The 16374-nt window shown below is 67.2% G+C and carries 14 protein-coding genes and 1 pseudogene; 10 read left to right on the top strand and 5 right to left on the bottom strand.

The features are described 5' to 3' along the window. Positions 1-5: 5 nt before the first annotated feature. A complete protein-coding gene (locus tag AU185_RS16540; RefSeq protein ID WP_059101002.1) occupies positions 6-2219 on the bottom strand; it encodes an acyl-CoA dehydrogenase family protein in 2214 nt (737 codons plus the stop codon). After that, positions 2216-3217 (bottom strand): NAD-dependent epimerase/dehydratase family protein, encoded by a 1002-nt coding sequence (locus AU185_RS16535; protein ID WP_059101003.1) that lies wholly within the window; start codon positions 3215-3217, stop codon positions 2216-2218. The genes AU185_RS16540 and AU185_RS16535 overlap by 4 nt, the downstream gene beginning before the upstream one ends. A gap of 103 nt (positions 3218-3320) precedes the next feature. Between AU185_RS16535 and AU185_RS16530 the strand changes: the two genes are divergently transcribed. The 4 genes and pseudogenes from AU185_RS16530 to AU185_RS25835 all read left to right on the top strand — a co-directional run. Then, positions 3321-3893: a TetR/AcrR family transcriptional regulator gene (locus tag AU185_RS16530; RefSeq protein ID WP_059101004.1), complete on the top strand. Its 573-nt coding sequence runs from the start codon at positions 3321-3323 to the stop codon at positions 3891-3893. Continuing rightward, positions 3890-4756: an alpha/beta fold hydrolase gene (locus tag AU185_RS16525; RefSeq protein ID WP_082683933.1), complete on the top strand. Its 867-nt coding sequence runs from the start codon at positions 3890-3892 to the stop codon at positions 4754-4756. The genes AU185_RS16530 and AU185_RS16525 overlap by 4 nt, the downstream gene beginning before the upstream one ends. A gap of 142 nt (positions 4757-4898) precedes the next feature. Continuing rightward, positions 4899-5351: a hypothetical protein gene (locus AU185_RS16520; protein ID WP_059101005.1), complete on the top strand. Its 453-nt coding sequence runs from the start codon at positions 4899-4901 to the stop codon at positions 5349-5351. A 344-nt stretch (positions 5352-5695) separates the two neighbouring features. After that, a pseudogene (locus tag AU185_RS25835) lies at positions 5696-9535 on the top strand (cation-translocating P-type ATPase); the annotation flags it as partial. 92 nt (positions 9536-9627) lie between these two features. Here the strand turns inward: AU185_RS25835 and AU185_RS25675 are convergent. Next, entirely contained in the window at positions 9628-9738 is a 111-nt protein-coding gene (locus AU185_RS25675; protein ID WP_286132106.1) for an Rv1535 domain-containing protein, read from the bottom strand. Between the two features lie 78 nt (positions 9739-9816). Here AU185_RS25675 and AU185_RS16510 point away from each other — a divergent pair, with 78 nt between their 5' ends. The 5 genes from AU185_RS16510 to AU185_RS16490 all read left to right on the top strand — a co-directional run bounded on the left by AU185_RS16510 (position 9817) and on the right by AU185_RS16490 (position 12667). Further along, entirely contained in the window at positions 9817-10089 is a 273-nt protein-coding gene (locus AU185_RS16510) for a hypothetical protein (RefSeq protein WP_059101007.1), read from the top strand. 100 nt (positions 10090-10189) lie between these two features. Beyond that, on the top strand, positions 10190-10402 hold the full coding sequence (locus AU185_RS16505; RefSeq protein WP_059101008.1) for a three-helix bundle dimerization domain-containing protein: 213 nt from the start codon (positions 10190-10192) through the stop codon (positions 10400-10402). 60 nt (positions 10403-10462) lie between these two features. After that, complete coding sequence (locus AU185_RS16500) at positions 10463-11308, top strand: mycofactocin-coupled SDR family oxidoreductase (protein ID WP_059101009.1); 846 nt, start codon at positions 10463-10465, stop codon at positions 11306-11308. Positions 11309-11413: 105 nt separating this feature from the next. Continuing rightward, entirely contained in the window at positions 11414-11677 is a 264-nt protein-coding gene (locus AU185_RS16495) for a hypothetical protein (RefSeq protein WP_059101010.1), read from the top strand. A 225-nt stretch (positions 11678-11902) separates the two neighbouring features. Then, positions 11903-12667, top strand: a complete 765-nt coding sequence (locus AU185_RS16490; RefSeq protein ID WP_059101011.1) for an SDR family NAD(P)-dependent oxidoreductase — start codon at positions 11903-11905, stop codon at positions 12665-12667. A gap of 363 nt (positions 12668-13030) precedes the next feature. On the opposite strand, the gene AU185_RS16485 is transcribed toward AU185_RS16490, so the two are convergent. After that, positions 13031-13759, bottom strand: coding sequence for a YwaF family protein (locus AU185_RS16485; protein ID WP_059101012.1), 729 nt, complete (start codon positions 13757-13759; stop codon positions 13031-13033). Between the two features lie 15 nt (positions 13760-13774). Beyond that, entirely contained in the window at positions 13775-15361 is a 1587-nt protein-coding gene (locus AU185_RS16480; protein ID WP_059101151.1) for a serine hydrolase domain-containing protein, read from the bottom strand. Between the two features lie 183 nt (positions 15362-15544). Here AU185_RS16480 and AU185_RS16475 point away from each other — a divergent pair, with 183 nt between their 5' ends. After that, positions 15545-16357: a DUF1906 domain-containing protein gene (locus tag AU185_RS16475; protein ID WP_059101013.1), complete on the top strand. Its 813-nt coding sequence runs from the start codon at positions 15545-15547 to the stop codon at positions 16355-16357. The last annotated feature ends 17 nt before the right edge of the window (positions 16358-16374 follow it).

The following is a 16374-nucleotide window of genomic DNA, read 5'->3' as shown; positions in this document are numbered from 1 at the left end:
ATTGGTTACTTGCGCGGAAGACCGAGAATCATCTGAGCGATGATGTTCAGCTGGATTTCCTTGGTGCCTCCGCCGATCAACTCCGCGGGCACGCGTAGATAAGGCTGCACAACGTCGGAGTCGATGGCCATCGCGAGCCGGCCCGTCGACCCCAGCGTGGCCGCAAATGTCCGGCGCAGAAGTACGTTCATCGCGACCTTGGCGATACTGGAGGCCGGCCCGGAGCCCTGCCCTTCGAGCAACCGTATGGTTTCCCGCACGCCCAGCGCCTTGATCGCGTTGGCGTAGGCGTCCAGCTCGCCGAGTTCACGCACAACGTCGTCGTGCTCCTCTTCTGCGGCGAGCCGACGCAGGGGTGCCGCCCGGTCGTACTGGACGTAGCCACTGATGGCCGAGCGCTCCTCGGCCATCGTGGCGATGGCCAGCGCCCATCCCCCGGTGGGTTCGCCGAGCAGCATCTCGTCGGGCACGAACACGTCGTCGAGAAAGACTTCGTTGAACTCCTGCTCGCCGCTGGCCTGTTTGATCGGCTGGACCTCGATACCCTCCGACCGCATGTCCACGATGAAGTAGCCGATTCCGCGGTGCTTGGCGGCGGCGGGATCTGTTCGGGCCAACAGCGCTCCGAAGTCCGCCCGATGTGCCGACGACGTCCAGATCTTGTGTCCGTTGACACGCCAGCCGCCGTCGACCTTGGTCGCCCGCGTCGACAGCGCGGCGAGGTCCGAACCCGCTCCGGGCTCGCTGAACAGCTGGCACCATGCGAGTTCTCCCCGCTGGGTTGCGGGAATGAGCCGCTCCTGCAGAGCTTTTGACCCGGCCTTGATCAGTGACGGCAGGATCCACTCGGCGATGCTCAGGGACGGACGCACCATGGCGGGGCGCTTGCCGAATTCCTCGTCGATGATCAGTTGCTGAAGCGGGCTGGCGTCGATGCCCCACGGCGGCGGCCAGTGCGGAGCGATCAGCCCCGCCTCGGCGATCGCCGTCCGTTGCGGCCCGGCGGCGAAGTGCTCGTAGTCGCCCTGGCGTCCCGGGCTGTCATTGCGCAAGGCGGCGGCCGCGTCCAGCGCCGCGGCAACACTGGCCCGGAACTGCGATTCGGCATCGCCCAGGTCGACCGAGAAGTCGCGCTGCTGCGTCGTGGTCACCTCGCCGAGTCGCCGGGCCCAGCGGCTTCTCGGTCCGATCGACGCGGCCAGGCTGGTGGCACGCCGCCAGTACAGATGCAGGTCATGCTCCCACGTGAAACCGATCGCGCCGAACATGGTCAGCGTGTCGAGCGCGAGGTCCGGGCACGGCGCAACCGCCATCAGTGCTGCGCCGGCCGCGGCCATCCGATGCTGGTCGAGCGGTTCGCCTGCCGCCCGAACGGCGTCCCACGTTGCGGCGCTGGCCAACTCGCTGTTGACCAACAGCATCGCCGCGTTGTGCTGGAGCGCCTGGAACGTTCCGATGAGCTTGCCGAACTGCTCGCGGGTGCGCAGGTGTGCGGTCGCGGCTTCCACGCACCACTGTGCAATTCCCGCGGCCATGCTCGCGGTCAGCGCGGTGGCGAGGTATTCGGCCCGCCCGGCGTCGATGCCGTGCAGAACTTCGGCGCGCTCGACCGGATATTCGGCGAGGCGCATCATGCCGAGGTCGGTCAACAGGTCGGTACCAGCGACGGATTCGACCACGACGGCCGGGTGCGCTGTATCGACGGCGGCCCAGATCGTGTCCCCGTCCTCGGTGACAGCACACACCAAAGCGGTCGCAGCAGAGCATATTCCGGACGCCAAGCCCGAGCCGCCGGAGATCAGCCACCGGTCGCCGTCGCGGCCGGCGGTGAACTGCGAGTCCCGTGGCAGCACCACCACAGCCGCTACGCCCCCGGCCAGACACCTCAGAAGCGCTTCGGCCGACGGCGACTGTTCGGCGAGCGATACGACCGCGCCCGTCGTCACCGTGGGCAACAGCGGGCCGGGCAACGACGCCTTGCCCGCCGCCTCGAGCACACAGGCCGCGTCGATCAGCTCGCCGCCCTGACCTCCGTAGCGCTCCGGTAGGTGCACGGCGTGAAAACCGCTGGCACAGAATTCCTCCCACCACGGCGGAAGGTGGCCTTGCGCCAGCAGATCGAAAGCCTCGCGCGTGGCGGCTATCGGAGCCCGGCGCGCGGCGAACTGGCCGACCGAGGCGCTGAGCTCGCGTTGTTCGGGGGTGAGCGCCAGGGTCATCGGGCCGCCCTGCTCGTGCGACGCGTTTCGACGAAGAAGCGGGCCGCGGCGACGATCGCATCAGAGGTGGGCGACGGGTTCCAGCCGAGTTCGTGGACCGCCTTTGCATGATTCAGCGGGGTCATGATGTGCATCAACCGGATGTTCAGTGGGGTCAGCTTGGTGTCATGTCCGCGGAGCTTGGCAATCCAGCTGTTCGGGTAGCTGGCCGCGGCCATGACCGGGATCGGTACCCGCCGCCGAGGCGGCGTCACACCCACTGCCGTACAGCCGATTTCGTGCACCTCGCGGGTGCTCATCCAGCGTTCGGAGACGATGTACCGCTCGCCGACGCGGCCTCTCTCCCCCGCCAGTACAAGGGCACGGGCGGCGTCCTCGATGCCGACCACCTCGGCCTCGTAACCGTCGATGTAGAACGGCATCTTGCCGTGCACGGCCGCGGACAGCAGCGCGCCATGCGGCGTCGGTACCCAGTCACCGGGACCGAAGGTGTTCGCCACGCACATCGCGACGGCCGGCAGCCCGTTCTCGGCGCTGTAGCGCAGCACCATTCGCTCGGCCTGCACCCGGCTGCGAATGTAGTCCCCGCCGATGTCGAGCCAGTTGTGCGCGGTGGCCTCATCGGCGAGCCCGTCCTTCGACCGCCCGATCGTGCCGATCGAACTGGTGAACACGAAGCGCTCCAGGTCGGCCTCGACGGCGACATCGAGCACGCCGCGTAGTCCATCGACGTTGGTGCGCCACAGCGGTGTCGGATCGAGCAGCCAGGGGCGGGCGTCGACCACGCAGTAGTACACGACGTCGCAGCCACGCATCGCCTCACGCACGCTCTCGAGGTCGAAGATGTCGCCGTGGCGAATCTCGACCGGGAGCTCGTCGATACCCCGCGTCGAACTGGTCGCTCGGATCAACACGCGCACGTCGTCCCCGCGCGCGACCAACTGCTTGGTGACGTGCGAGCCCAGGAATCCGCTGGCACCGATCACGAGCTTCTTCATCCACTTCTCGCTCTATCCGAAAGTAGCGAGACGGACCGTCTCGTCTTGCCAAGACTAGGTGTTGCTGTCACCATCTGTAAAGCCGTCAGATGCGGAGTAGGCAATGACCACCCCTGTGAGCGCTCCCCGCCGTCGCAACGAGAAGTCGCGGCTGGCGATCGTCACCGCCACGAAGGAGATCCTGCTCGAGCGCGGATTCGACGGTTTGAGCATCGAGGCCGTCGCCGCGCGCGCGGGCGTCGGGAAACAGACGATCTACCGCTGGTGGCCCAGCCGACCGGCGCTGGTCGCCGATGTCCTGCTCGAAGACGCCGACAAGATCCTGCGGCCCGTTGACCGTACCGACGATCTCATCGCCGACCTCACTCGGTGGTCCGGCCGACTGGCGGCGACACTCACCACCGAACGGGGGAACGCCATGCTGCGAATCCTCACCGTGGCGGCCATGGAGCACGAGGACATCAAGGCGCGTATGCAAGTCGGTTTCAGCGCACCCTTGCACGAGAGCGTCAATGCGCGGCTGGCGGCCGACGGCCTTGATCCCGCCACCTCGCAAGCGGCGGCCGACGCCATCGTCGGCGGCATCGTCTACGGGATCCTCAGCGAGGGCCGCTCGTTCCGTCGGAGCCGAGCCGAGACCATCACCCGGACTGTCATCGCGGGTGCTGCGCTGTGAAGCCGTCTCCCGACGTGTTGCGCGTCGTCGGCGCCGACGGGGTGACGATCGTCGCCGACCGTCTCGGCGACCCCGATGCGCCGGCGGCCGTCTTCCTGCACGGCGGCGGTCAGACGAGACGATCCTGGGGCCGGGCGGCGGCCGCGGTGGCCGAACGCGGTTGGCAGGCAGTCACTGTCGACTTCCGCGGGCACGGCGAGTCGGACTGGTCGGCCGACGGCGACTACCGCGTCACCACTTTCGCCGAGGACGTCCTCGAAGTGCTCCGACGGCTGCCCGATCGGCCCGTCATCGTCGGTGCTTCGCTCGGTGGATTCACTGCGATGCTGCTCGCCGGCGAACTCGTACCGGGCGCCGTGCGGGCGATCGTGCTCGTCGACATCGTGCCGGACATGAACGAGTCCGGCGCGTCGCGCATCCACGATTTCATGGCCGAACGGATGACCTCGGGGTTCGCGTCGCTTGATGAGGTCGCCGACATGATCCAGCAGTACAACCCGCACCGACCCCGACCAACCGATCTCGACGGGCTTCGCACCAACCTGCGCGAGCGCGACGGTCGCTGGTATTGGCATTGGGACCCGAAGTTCATCGACGGCACCGCGGCGCTGCCCCCGATCGAGGTGACCGAGGTCGACAGGATGCACACCGCGGTCGAAACAATTCTGCGCAACGGCATTCCGATGCTCCTGGTGCGAGGCCAGATGAGCGATCTCGTCACCCAGGAGCGCGCCGACGAGTTCCTCGCCCGCTTCCCCGCGGTCGAGTTCGTCGACGTCGGCGGGGCCGGGCATATGGTCGCCGGCGACCGCAACGACCTGTTCGCCGACGCGGTCGTCGACTTCCTCGCCCGTCACAGCTGACGCACCTTGGACACCGACGCCTCGCGCGCCGACGCCTGAGCCATAGGCCCGGCCTTTTCACGCTCTTCTGTGTTCACCCAAGCGGTGTATAACGCCTACTTACGGGTAATTGACTAAGGGTTAACGAGCGCGAGGAGTTCCGATGAACATCGTTTCCGCGGCCACCCGAGCAGTGACCAAGACGGCTGATGTGACGACTGCGGCGGCGGGAGCGATCGGCGGTGCCGCCATCAGCGGTGCAGTCGGCGCGCTGCAGGGCGCGGCGTCCGGGGTCCGAACGGGCCTCGACAACGGCAGCCGGTCTTCTGCAGCGGCGGCACTCACGATCGGGGCCATCGGCGCCGTCGGACTGGTCGAGTGGCCGGTACTGCTGACGGTCGGCGGAACCGCACTTGTGCTGCATCAGCTTTCGCAACGCGCCGGCGATTCCGGCGACGCCGAACCGGTGCTGCGCTCAGTTCCGTCCTCGTCAGGTGGCCCGCGTAAAACCTCGGCTGCTTCGAAGACGAGCACCCGCAGGGCCACCAAGTCGAACACCCGTCGGTCGCGCCCGACAAAGAAGGCGACGGCGGCGCGTCGCACGACCAAGAAGTGAGTCTTCTCGGAAGGTTGGTCGAAAGCGCCACGACAGTCGTCACCGCGCCGATCGGGTTGGCGGCCGGATCCGCGCGTAACCTTGCCGGCGCGCTGCCGTCGCCCGAAGCGCTGACTGCACTCGGAGCCGCCGTCAAAGAGCTCGCCGGAGGCCGGCCGAGCCGGCGGTGTTGGCGCAACGGCGACCGATGCTGGATCGAACTTCGCGGCCTGGACGGTGACAACGGCAAGGCGCTCGGTAAAGCAGTGCTCAATGCCATCCGCGCCGAGGACGGGGTGCGCACCGTCGGCTTGAACCATGCCCTGTCCCGGGTGGTCGTCACCGTCTCCGACGATGGGCCGGCGATGGAGCGGCTGTGCGGATTGGTCGCCGAGGTCGAGCGCGGGGTCGGGGCCGACGCCGACCTGCCCACCGAGCTGCCCGCCGACGGCATCGTGTTGGCCGGCAAGGTCATCGCGGCCACCGCGAATGGCGTTGGTCTGTGTACCGCGGTTGCCGGCCGGGCGTTGATGTGGCCGGCGTTGCCCGCCGGTCTCGTGGCCGCGGTCACGCTCGTGGACTATCAGCCGCGCCTGCGGGAAGTCGTCGAACAACGACTCGGCCGCAGCGCGGCCGACACCGCCATCGCGCTCGCCGCCGCGACGGTGTACACCGTGACAGAGGCACCGACCTCGTTGGCCGTCGAGACGGTCCGGCACCTCTACCAGGTTGGGGAGGCGCTGGCCGGCTCCCGCGCCTGGGAACGTCAGGAACCGGCGATCGCACCCTATGCGGATGATCCCGATGCCGGTGCGCGTCCCCAGCGCCCCCGTCCCGCGCCGCCCGGCCCCGTCGAGCGCCACGCTGACCGCACCGGCATGGCGCAGGGACTGGCCGCGGCCGCCGTGGGCCTCTTCAGCCGCAACCTCAACACCGCCGCTACCGCAGCGGTGGTCTCCACACCCAAAGCCGCGCGTAACGCCCGCGAAGGGTTCGCCTCCGCCCTTGGCCGCGGACTGGCGGACAACCACAACATCATCGCGCTCGATCCGCAAGCGATTCGGCGCCTCGACCGCGTCGACGCCGTCGTCCTCGATCCTCAAATCCTGCTGACCGGCGAACTGCGAATCGGTCGGCTGCGCGGCATCTCCGATCGCGACCGGGCCGCGGCGTGGCAGTGGGCTCGCGAGAGCCTGGAGCGGGGCGACTTGGGCGTCGGTTGGCAACGCGCACCTTTGCGCAACAACGGCAGCGCCAATGGTGCCGCGACGGCCGAGGTGCTGGTTCGGCACGTGCATCACCCATTGGCCGCGAGTGTGCTCGGCGAAGTTCGTCGAGCAGGCGCCGAACTGATCTCGGTGCAGAGCGACGAACTCGACGACCTACGACCATCTTTCGACGAGCTGTATCCGCTCGACGGTCCCGTCGACGCCGCGCTGCTGGGCGCCGTCATCGCGCTACAGGGTGAGGGACGCACCGTCGCTGTCATCGCTACGCATGCGCCGCAGGCGCTTTCGGCCGCAGACGTGGCGGTCGGGTTGATCCCCGACGACGGTCCGCCCCCGTGGCACGCCGATCTGCTCGCCCCCGACCTCGACGCCGTGTGGCGGGTCATGCATGCCCTGCCCGCCGCGCGCCGGGCGAGTAAGCGAGGCGTGGAACTCGCGACCAGCGCCTCCATGTTGGGCGCCCTGCTCATGATCCCCGGCGTGCGGGGCCGCGGACCCGGACCGGTGACAGCAGGCGCCGCCGCCGGCCTGACCACCGGTCTCCTGCTCGCGCGGGGCGCCCTCAACGATCAGACCCCGACCCCCGCCACCGTGTACGAGTGGCATGCGATGTCCCCCGATGAGGTGCGGGACACGCTGCCGCAGCCGAAGCGCGAAGCGGCTCAACGTAAGTCGCGAGTGGCATCTGCCGCCAGCACGTCGGCCAACGTGATTCCCCTGGTGGCCGGGCCGCCGCTTCGGCTTGCCAGGGACTTGACGGTTTCGCTGCGCCAGGAGTTGTCGGACCCGTTGACACCGATACTCGCCGTCGGATCCGCGGCTAGCGCGCTACTGGGATCACCGGTTGACGCGATCTTGGTGGGCTCGGTGTTGGCGGGCAACTCGCTTCTTGCTGCCTCGCAACAGGTTCGGGCCGAACGGCTGTTGAGCCGCCTGCTGGCCGTGCAGGTACCGCCGGCCCGGCTCGTCACCGACGACGGCTACGAGACCATCGATGCGGCGCAATTGCGACCGGGCGATCTGATCGAGGTCAGACCCGGGGAGGTGGTGCCCGCAGACGCGCGGATCGTCGAGGCGACCGATGCCGAGCTCGACGAGTCGTCGCTGACCGGTGAGTCGCTTCCGGTGCCGAAACGGGCCGCCGCCACACCGGGCGCCACGCTGGCCGAACGCAGCTGCATGCTGCATGGCAGCACGACGGTGGTCGCGGGAACGGCGGTGGCGCTCGTCACCGCGGTCGGCGACCAAACGCAAGCAAGCCGGGCGGTGCATGTTCAGTCGGCCGAGAAGTCGGCGGTCGGCCTGCAGGCGCAACTGCGTGACCTGACCGATCGCGCGCTGCCGTTGAGCCTCGCGGGCGGAGCGCTCGTCAGCGGGCTCGGACTGCTGCGCATGGTGCCTCTTCGCCGAGCGGTTGCGAGCGGCGTGGCCGTCGCGGTGGCTGCAGTGCCGGAGGGCATGCCGCTGGTGGCCACGTTGGCGCAGCAGACGGCTGCACGCCGGCTCACCAGGGCCGGCGTGCTTGTTCGGACACCACGTTCCGTGGAGGCGCTGGGCCGCATCGATGTCGTCTGTTTCGACAAGACGGGAACGCTCAGCGAGAACCGGCTGCGGGTCACGCAGGTACACCACGCCGACGGCGTCACGCGCGAGCAAGTGCTCGATTGCGCGGCGCACGCCACTCCGGCGAAAAACGGCCATCGTCATGAACACGCCACCGACGCGGCCGTCGTCGAAGCGGCCGGCGACCAGTACCGACCGGATCCGGACGCGACCTATCTGCCGTTCCGGTCGGGCCGGCCCTTCTCCGCGTCGCTCATCGACAGCGAGCTGTCCATCAAGGGCGCCCCGGAGGTCGTCCTGGCCGCGTGCACCGGTCTCGACCCGAAGGCCAAGCGGACGGTGCATCAGATGGCGGGGTCGGGTCTGCGCGTCATCGCCGTGGCTCGTCGCTCATTGACAAAGCAACAGGCACAAAGGGCCCGGCGAAGCGATGAGGCACTGATCGATCTCTGCGACAAGGGTTTACAGTTCGTCGGGCTGCTGGGCCTGTCGGATACCCCTCGTGCAGAGTCGGCGTCGTTGTTGGCCGCGTTGCAGAAGCAGGATGTCGGGGTCAGGCTCATCACCGGCGACCATCCGGTCACGGCGACGGCCATCGCCGCCGAACTGGGGATGCCGGTGACGGCCGACCAGGTCATCAGCGGCGGGGACTGGGAAGCGCTCTCCCGACGGGGCCAGGAGCGGGCGGTGCGCGACGGCTTGGTGTTCGCGCGCATGACGCCCGAGCACAAGGTGCAGGTCGTGCAGACGCTGGAACGCATCGGCCAGGTGTGCGCGATGGTCGGCGACGGCGCGAACGACGCGGCGGCGATCCGGGCAGCCACCGTCGGGATCGGAGTGGCCTCGAGGGGCAGCGATCCGGCGCGCACCGCCGCAGACGTGATGCTGCTCGACGGGCGCATCGGCTCGCTGCTCGATGCGCTCGACGAGGGACGTCAGCTGTGGCGGCGCGTGCAGGCCGCGGTGTCCGTGTTGTTGGGGGGCAACGCCGGCGAGGTCGCGTTTTCTATCGTCGGGTCGGCGCTGACCGGAAGGTCCCCGCTCAACACCCGCCAGTTGCTGCTGGTGAACATGATGACCGACGCGCTGCCCGCGGCGGCCCTGGCCGTGAGCCCGGCGAGGCCCAACGGCGAGAACGGTCACGGTCCAAACCACGCCGCCATCTGGCGCACGGTGGCGATCCGGGGCACGACGACGGCGGCGGCCGCCACGTCGGCATGGCTGATGGGCGGCTTCATCGTGGCGCCGCGTCGGGCCTCGACCGTGGCATTGGTGGCATTGGTGACGACGCAGTTGGGCCAGACGCTCATCGATTCGCACAGTCCGCTCGTGGTGGCGACCGCGGTCGGGTCGTTGGCCACGCTCGGCGCCCTCATCAGTACGCCGGGCGTCAGCCAGGTCCTCGGATGCACACCGCTGGGCCCGCTGGGTTGGACGCAAGCGCTCGGCACGGCGGGCGTGGCGACCGCTGCGGCCGGATGTGCACCCTGGGTGCTGCGCCGCGTTCAGTCCTCGATCTCGACGACGCCGACGCGCCACAGCACGGCATACAGTTCACGAAGCGGGATCGCGAACAAGCCGGAGACGACGGTCAACGGGTCCGAGGAGGTTTTCACACCGGTTGTGGACACGCCTCCGACGGTCCGCACATCGAGCGTCCAGACGTCGAACACGCCATGACGGGAGGTTAACGAATGGCCGAATCCTCACGAAACGCCGCGACCCACCGCGACGCCGTCGAGCGGGTCCGTCACGCTCAGACGTTCTCGGTGGATTTGCCGATCGTCGGTCGGGTTCGCATCCCGCGACCCGAACAGCTCGCGTTCTACGGGGCACTGGGAGCGCTCGCGGCAGTGGAAATCATCGAGTGGCCAGTCGCTTTGGCGTTGGCCGCGGGCCACGTGCTTCTGCAGAACGAACACAGCCGCGTCGCGCAGGAGATCGGCGAGGCCTTGGAGGACGTGTAGCCGACGGCGTGGACGAGCGACAATCTTGCCGTCCTCGTCGTGATGGGAATCATGTGGCCGCGGCTTGACCGATTAGCCCTGCTAAGCGCACGATCACAGAGTGATCGAGTTGAGTGAACAGCAGATCCTGGAGCAGATCGCCGACCGGCTCACTGGGACCTATCCCGGCGTTCCCGTCGATGCGGTGTCGCGGCTCGTCCACGAACAGCACGCGCGCTTCGAGGGCAGCCGCATCCGCGACTTCGTCCCGCTGTTCGTGGAGCGGCATGCGCGAGCCGAATTGAACAAGGTGAGCAGCTCGACCGCGGTGTAGCGTTCTGCGCGCCGGGTCGTCCAGGGCTCGCGTCTACCCCGCATAACGTGAAAGGCCCGCATGGCAGACGAGAAGGTCGGCAGAGTCGCCGGCAAGGTCGCCTTCATCACCGGCGCGGCGCGTGGTCAGGGCCGCGAACATGCGATCCGGCTCGCCGAGGAAGGCGCCGACATCGTCGCGGTCGACGTATGCGAGGACATCGACGCTGCCGGATACCCCGGGCCCTCCGAGGCGGACCTGGACGAAACCGCGGCACTGGTCGAGAAGTCGGGACGGCGCATCGTGACCGCCAAAGCCGACGTACGCGATCTGGCAAGCCTCCGCTCGGCCGTCGACCGCGGAGTCAGTGAAATCGGCCCGCTCGACATCGTGGTGGCCAATGCCGGCATCAGTGCCAGTCCGGCCCCTGCCGCGATGATCGAAGAGTCCGCATGGCAGACGATGCTCGACATCAACGTGACCGGCGTCTGGCACACCGTGGCGGCGGCCTTACGGCACATGACCAACGGCGGTGGATCGATCATCTTGGTCAGCTCGATGTTGGGCTTGCGCGGCGGCGGCTACATGGCCCATTACGCATCCGCGAAACACGCCGTGGTCGGTTTGATGAACTCCCTCGCCAATGAGCTTGCGCCACAATGGATCAGGGTCAACTCGATTCATCCCGGCAACATTCTGACGCCGATGATCGACAACGACCACTTCCGTCGCACGGTGCGACCGGACCTCACCGATCCGACGATGGAGGACGCCACGCAGGTGATCGGTCACTTCCATCTGCTGCCGAAGCCGGTGATCGAGGCGAGCGCCGTGAGCAACGCCGTGCTGTTCCTGGCTTCCGATGAAGCGCAGTACATCACCGGGGCGGCGCTGCCCGTCGACGCCGGCGCGGTCGCGAGATTCTGACCAAGGCGACCGCCGGAGAACTTTGGGATCGGTAGCCACTTCCGCTGGATGTACTTCTGTCACGACGACGCCACCCGGGCGCCGTGATGACGAGAAGGATCAGCAATGAACATCGTGCCCGCCCGCCTCCAGGAACAGATCAACCGAATCGACCGCACGTACAGCCTTGTCATCGGTATCTCCGCAGGCCTGACCGCGCTCTGGTCCTTCTACCGGGTCTTCTGGCTGTTCTACACGGCCGCGACGTTCTCCAGCGTCGGGTGGTCGCCGGTTTCGTTGATCGTCCCGCTCCTGCTGTGGGTCGTGTTCGGCACCGCCGCAGGGGTTGTGGCCGCCGCCTTTCTACTTCGCTACGCCAAGCAACCCTGACCGCGACCGAACCGAAGGGGACGCAGCCATCGCCGCGTCCCCTTCGCGTGAGGAGACGCAAAGTGTCCGCTTATCAACGGATTTCGAGACAATTCACGTCTGGTCGGCATCGGCACCGGCACCCTCTCCACTGGGGCTGCCCTACCGCCCTGCCAACGCCACCATCCTGACGCACTACGGTTGTCCGATCGGAGCCGACCACGACAGATCAGGAGACCGTCGGAGATGACGATTCTGGACCACTTCCGACTCGACGACAAAGTCGTCGTCATCACCGGCGCATCGTCCGGCCTCGGCGTCTCGTTCGCCGAGGCGTGCGCCCAAGCCGGCGCCGATGTGGTGCTGGCCGCCCGGCGCATCGAAAAGCTTGATGCGACAGCTGAACTCGTCCGCGCAGCCGGTCGGCGTTCGCTCAGCGTCCAGACCGACGTGGCGGATCCCGACCAGTGCGCCGCGCTCGTCGATGCGGCGATGCAGGAGTTCGGTCGTGTCGACGTCCTGGTCAACAACGCCGGCGTCGGCACCGCGGTACCCGCTGTCAAGGAGACTGCCGAAGAGTTCCGCACTGTCATCGACGTCAACCTGAACGGCTCGTATTGGGCCGCTCAAGCATGCGGGCGGGTGATGGCGCCGGGCAGTTCGATCATCAACGTCTCGAGTGTCTTGGGTCTTACCACCGCCGGGCTGCCACAGGCGGCCTACAGCGCAAGCAAGGCCGCGGTTCTCGGGCTCACCCGCGACCTCGCCCAGCAGTGGGGCGGACGAAAAGGCATCCGTGTCAACGCCCTGGCCCCAGGCTTCTTCAAATCCGAGATGACCGACGAATATGCGCCGGGATACCTGGAACGCACAGTGTCCAGCCGCGTGGTGTTCAACCGGGTCGGTGAGCCGCATGAACTGTCGGCGACGGTGGTTTGGCTCGCCTCTGACGCCAGTGGCTATGTCACCGGTCAAACCATCGTTGTCGACGGCGGTGTGACGATCACATAGCGCGACTGCGCCGCTAACACTTCTCACTCGCTTTGGTCACGAACAGCCAACGCCCATCCCCAGCCGGCGATGAAGGTGATTTGATCGGGCCAGCGGCTCGATCAGACGACGGCCCGGAAGGTTGTTCATGGGTTCGTTCGGACCGCCACATTCAACGGCCCTGCTGCTGGCGGTCGCCATCGTCGCCGCGCTCTGTGGGTTCACCGCATCGGCTGCGGTGCGCCGTAACAAGCGACGCACGCGGAACGTCTTTCTCCTGGGCGCGCTTTGTGGATTCGTGGCGGGCGTGACACTGCGCAGGCGGGTCAGGATCGGCAATCTGTTGAAGGCGGCCTTGCGTGGGCCCGGGGGCCGCTGCATGACTCAAGCCACGCTTGCTCTCTCGGCGGCATTCTTTCGCATCCGCTCCCACGGCCAGGTCATCAATGCCCACACGATAAGGACGATCGCTACTTCGACCAGCAGATACACCGGCCACGGACCTAAGACGTCCAACAAGGACGCGGTCGGTGGTTTTCTGTTCAGGTAGCCGTAATTGGTCCCGACGATCGCGTTGAAGACGAACGTCGAAGCTGCCCATACCAGCGTGACGACGACCACGAAACGGTAACTGCGCCAACGTGGACGCATGCCTCTGCCCCAGGTGAGGTAGATGGCCGCCCACACGGCGAAGACGTGAAGCACGAAGAACGTGACGAACAGGTGGTGGGGAAAATCCGGCGCACCCTCTTCCGGTGTGCCCACGTCAGGTGTGATCAACGCCTGCGAGCTCAGCACCAGGCACCAGTAGTACGTGAGCGCGAACGCCCAATGCCGTTGCGACCAAAGCGCGTAGGCGGCCGTCAATTCCGCGATGTCACACAGCTGGATCGGCACCGAGGTCTGGACATCTGGCCGGATCAGTTTGTAGACCAACGCCACCAAGAAGGCCGCCAGGATCAGGAGCGCGAAGATTCGGCCGAACACCCGGGCCTGGGCTTCGCTCTGCCGGCGTCCAATCCAGACCAGAAGCGCAGCGCCTATGGCGAACACCGCGAGCACGACCAGATGCGACGGCCCATACGCCGCGAATTCACGTTCTGCGTGCAACATCCGACACTCCGTCTTTCAGCGTGGCCTGGGGGCAGGCGGCGAAGGCGTAGCCGGTGGTGTGCTGCCGTAAAGGCCGAGGGTTTGCGCGGCTACCGTGGCGAGTTGGCCTTGCAGGTCCGAAACCGGTCGACTGCCGCGAATATGGATGGCGTTCGTGAGAAGGATGACGTAGGTGTTCGATCCCGGGTCCATCCAGATAGAGGTTCCGGTGAATCCCGTGTGACCGAAGCTACCGACGGGAAAGACCAAGCCCCGCGGCCTGGAATGACCGGTGTCGATGTCCCAGCCGAAGCCGCGCAAATCTTGGCCCATGATCGCCGGATACGGCTCAGGCACCGCTGAATTCGAGTTCGATGCCTCGAGAACGGCTCTTCGAGCGGCGTCGTTCGCCGCTTCGAGTTGCTGAGATGCATGCCCCGGCTGCTCGGGAGTGGTCATCAACTTCAGGGTCGCCTGCTTCAGCGGAAACTTGCTTGGGCGGCCCGCCAACCGGTCGAGCAGAGCCTGTGCGTAGATGCTCAGATCCCGCGCCGTCGAGAACACACCGGCATGCCCGGCCACTCCGCCCATGCGGCGCGCCGTCGGATCGTGGACGGTGCCGCGTAGCAGGCGATTGATATCTGGATTTTTGCTCGGGTCGGCTCTGCTCTCCTCATCCAGTGCTGTCGGTGCGATACGCGGCAGAAGGCCGGTGCTCCAGGTGCCCGCGGGACAAGCGGCTGGTATGCGGGGTTCGGCCGCGGGGGCCCATGCAATCGCAGCTCCTCTGATCTCGTGCGGGCCACATGCTTTGGCGGGGGGAAGGTAGCGAGTGTCGCTCATGCCAAGCGGCACAAACACATTGCGGTGAACGTAGACGTCTTCCGCCTCACCGGTGACCTGTTCGATCAGCGCGCCGAGGAGAATGAAGTTGATATCGGAGTAGCGAAACACCTCGCCGGGCATCGACTGCAGCGGTGTGGTGAGCGCACGACGAAGACCTTCTGACTTGTCGGCTCCGTCGAGCCCCCACGGGTCTCTCAAATCGATATCGCCCGCGATGCCCGACGTGTGCGTGAGCAGCATGCGAACCGTGACCCGCGCGCGCTGAGGGTCGTTCGCCTCGTTGAAGCCGGGCAGATACGTCTGGACGGGCTCATCGAACCCAACCTTGCCTTGTTCGTACAGCTGCATGACGGCAGTCGCCGTTGCAAGGCATTTGGTCAAAGACGCGAGGTCGAAAATCGTGTCCTCGGTCATCGGCTCGGCAGGTGCGGGCGCTCCGTCCAGCCCCGGTTCACCGGCAAGCTTGCGCGAGCCGTACGCCTGGTGCAAGACGAGCCTGCCGCCATGCCCCACCGCCACCACGGCGCCCGGCATCCTGTGGGCGGCGACCGCGTTGTGCATCAGGACCGAAACTGCCGAGAAGTCCGGCGTGGGAACCGCAGCCGGCGTCGGCGACGGTCGTGGACTGATGACCGTCGTGGAGTGGTTATCGGTTGCGGCCGGTGGCTCCGACCGGCCGCACGCGGAAGGCGCTGCGGCGGTGAGCAGGACGGCTGCCACCACAATGGCCCTCCGCACAGATGACCGACCGAACCGGGCGAGTCGGTCTGCTGACATGACCACCTTGTCGGTCGAACGTGCGTGCCACGACATCGCTACCAGCCTCGTGATTGCCATCAGCATAGGGCGAAGGCAACCGCTTCAGAACCGAATCCGAACCGCGCCGCCCGGTGTTTCGTGCCCGGGTGGGAATCCGCCAACCGGCATCCCGGGCAGCCACCGTGTTGTTACCATCGCGCCGTGCACGACTCCCCGGCGACACCTGGTCGCGGCGGAGGGCCGTCTCGTTCACGTCGCGAAGTCCTCAGGTACGCCGTCTCCGCGCCTGCTCTGTTGGTTCTCGGGACCGCGGGGGCGGCCATTCGTACGCCGGAGGCGTCGGCCGAATCCCTCAGGCTGGCCGATTTTGCGACGCGGTTGGCCCCGGCAGATCAGCTCAAGGCGGCCGGCTTCGACGGCGCCCTCGTTTACGTGTCCGAACTGCGGCCGGGTGCGGACTTCGACTTCAAACCCGTCACCCGCGAATATGCCGATTCGCTGCGTGCGGAGGGACTTCACGTCGTCAGCTGCTATCAGTACGGCAAGCCGGGTTGGCCGACCCCGTCGGACTACACCCGCGGGTACGAGGGCGGCGTGGCGGACGCCCAGACAGCGCTCCGTCTGCACGGTGCCGCCGGAGGTCCGGATTCGGCGCCGATCTTCTTCAGCGTCGATGAGGATATCGACCGCGACACCTGGGACAGTGTGGCGGTCGAGTGGTACAGAGGGATCAATTCGGTGCTCGGCGCACATCGCACCGGCCTCTACGGGCACTCGCGGGCGTGTTCGTGGGCGATCGAAGACGAGGTGATCGGGCGCTCGACCTCCGAGGGCCACTGGTGGGCCTGGCAGACGAAGGCGTGGTCTGGTGGTCAGCGGGAGTCCAGGGCGGTGCTCTACCAAGCTGTGGTGATCGGCCCGTCCGAGCCGGGTGTTCCCGTCGGCGACACACACGTGGACGAGAACGAGGTCCTTGCGCCCGACTTCGGGCAGTGGGGCCTTGACAGAGCTTGACGAACAAGCGTCGGCCG

It is taken from the genome of Mycobacterium sp. GA-0227b (genome assembly GCF_001499855.1).
Taxonomy (GTDB): Bacteria; Actinomycetota; Actinomycetes; order Mycobacteriales; family Mycobacteriaceae; genus Mycobacterium.
This window is presented reverse-complemented; position numbering and strand designations above follow the sequence as displayed.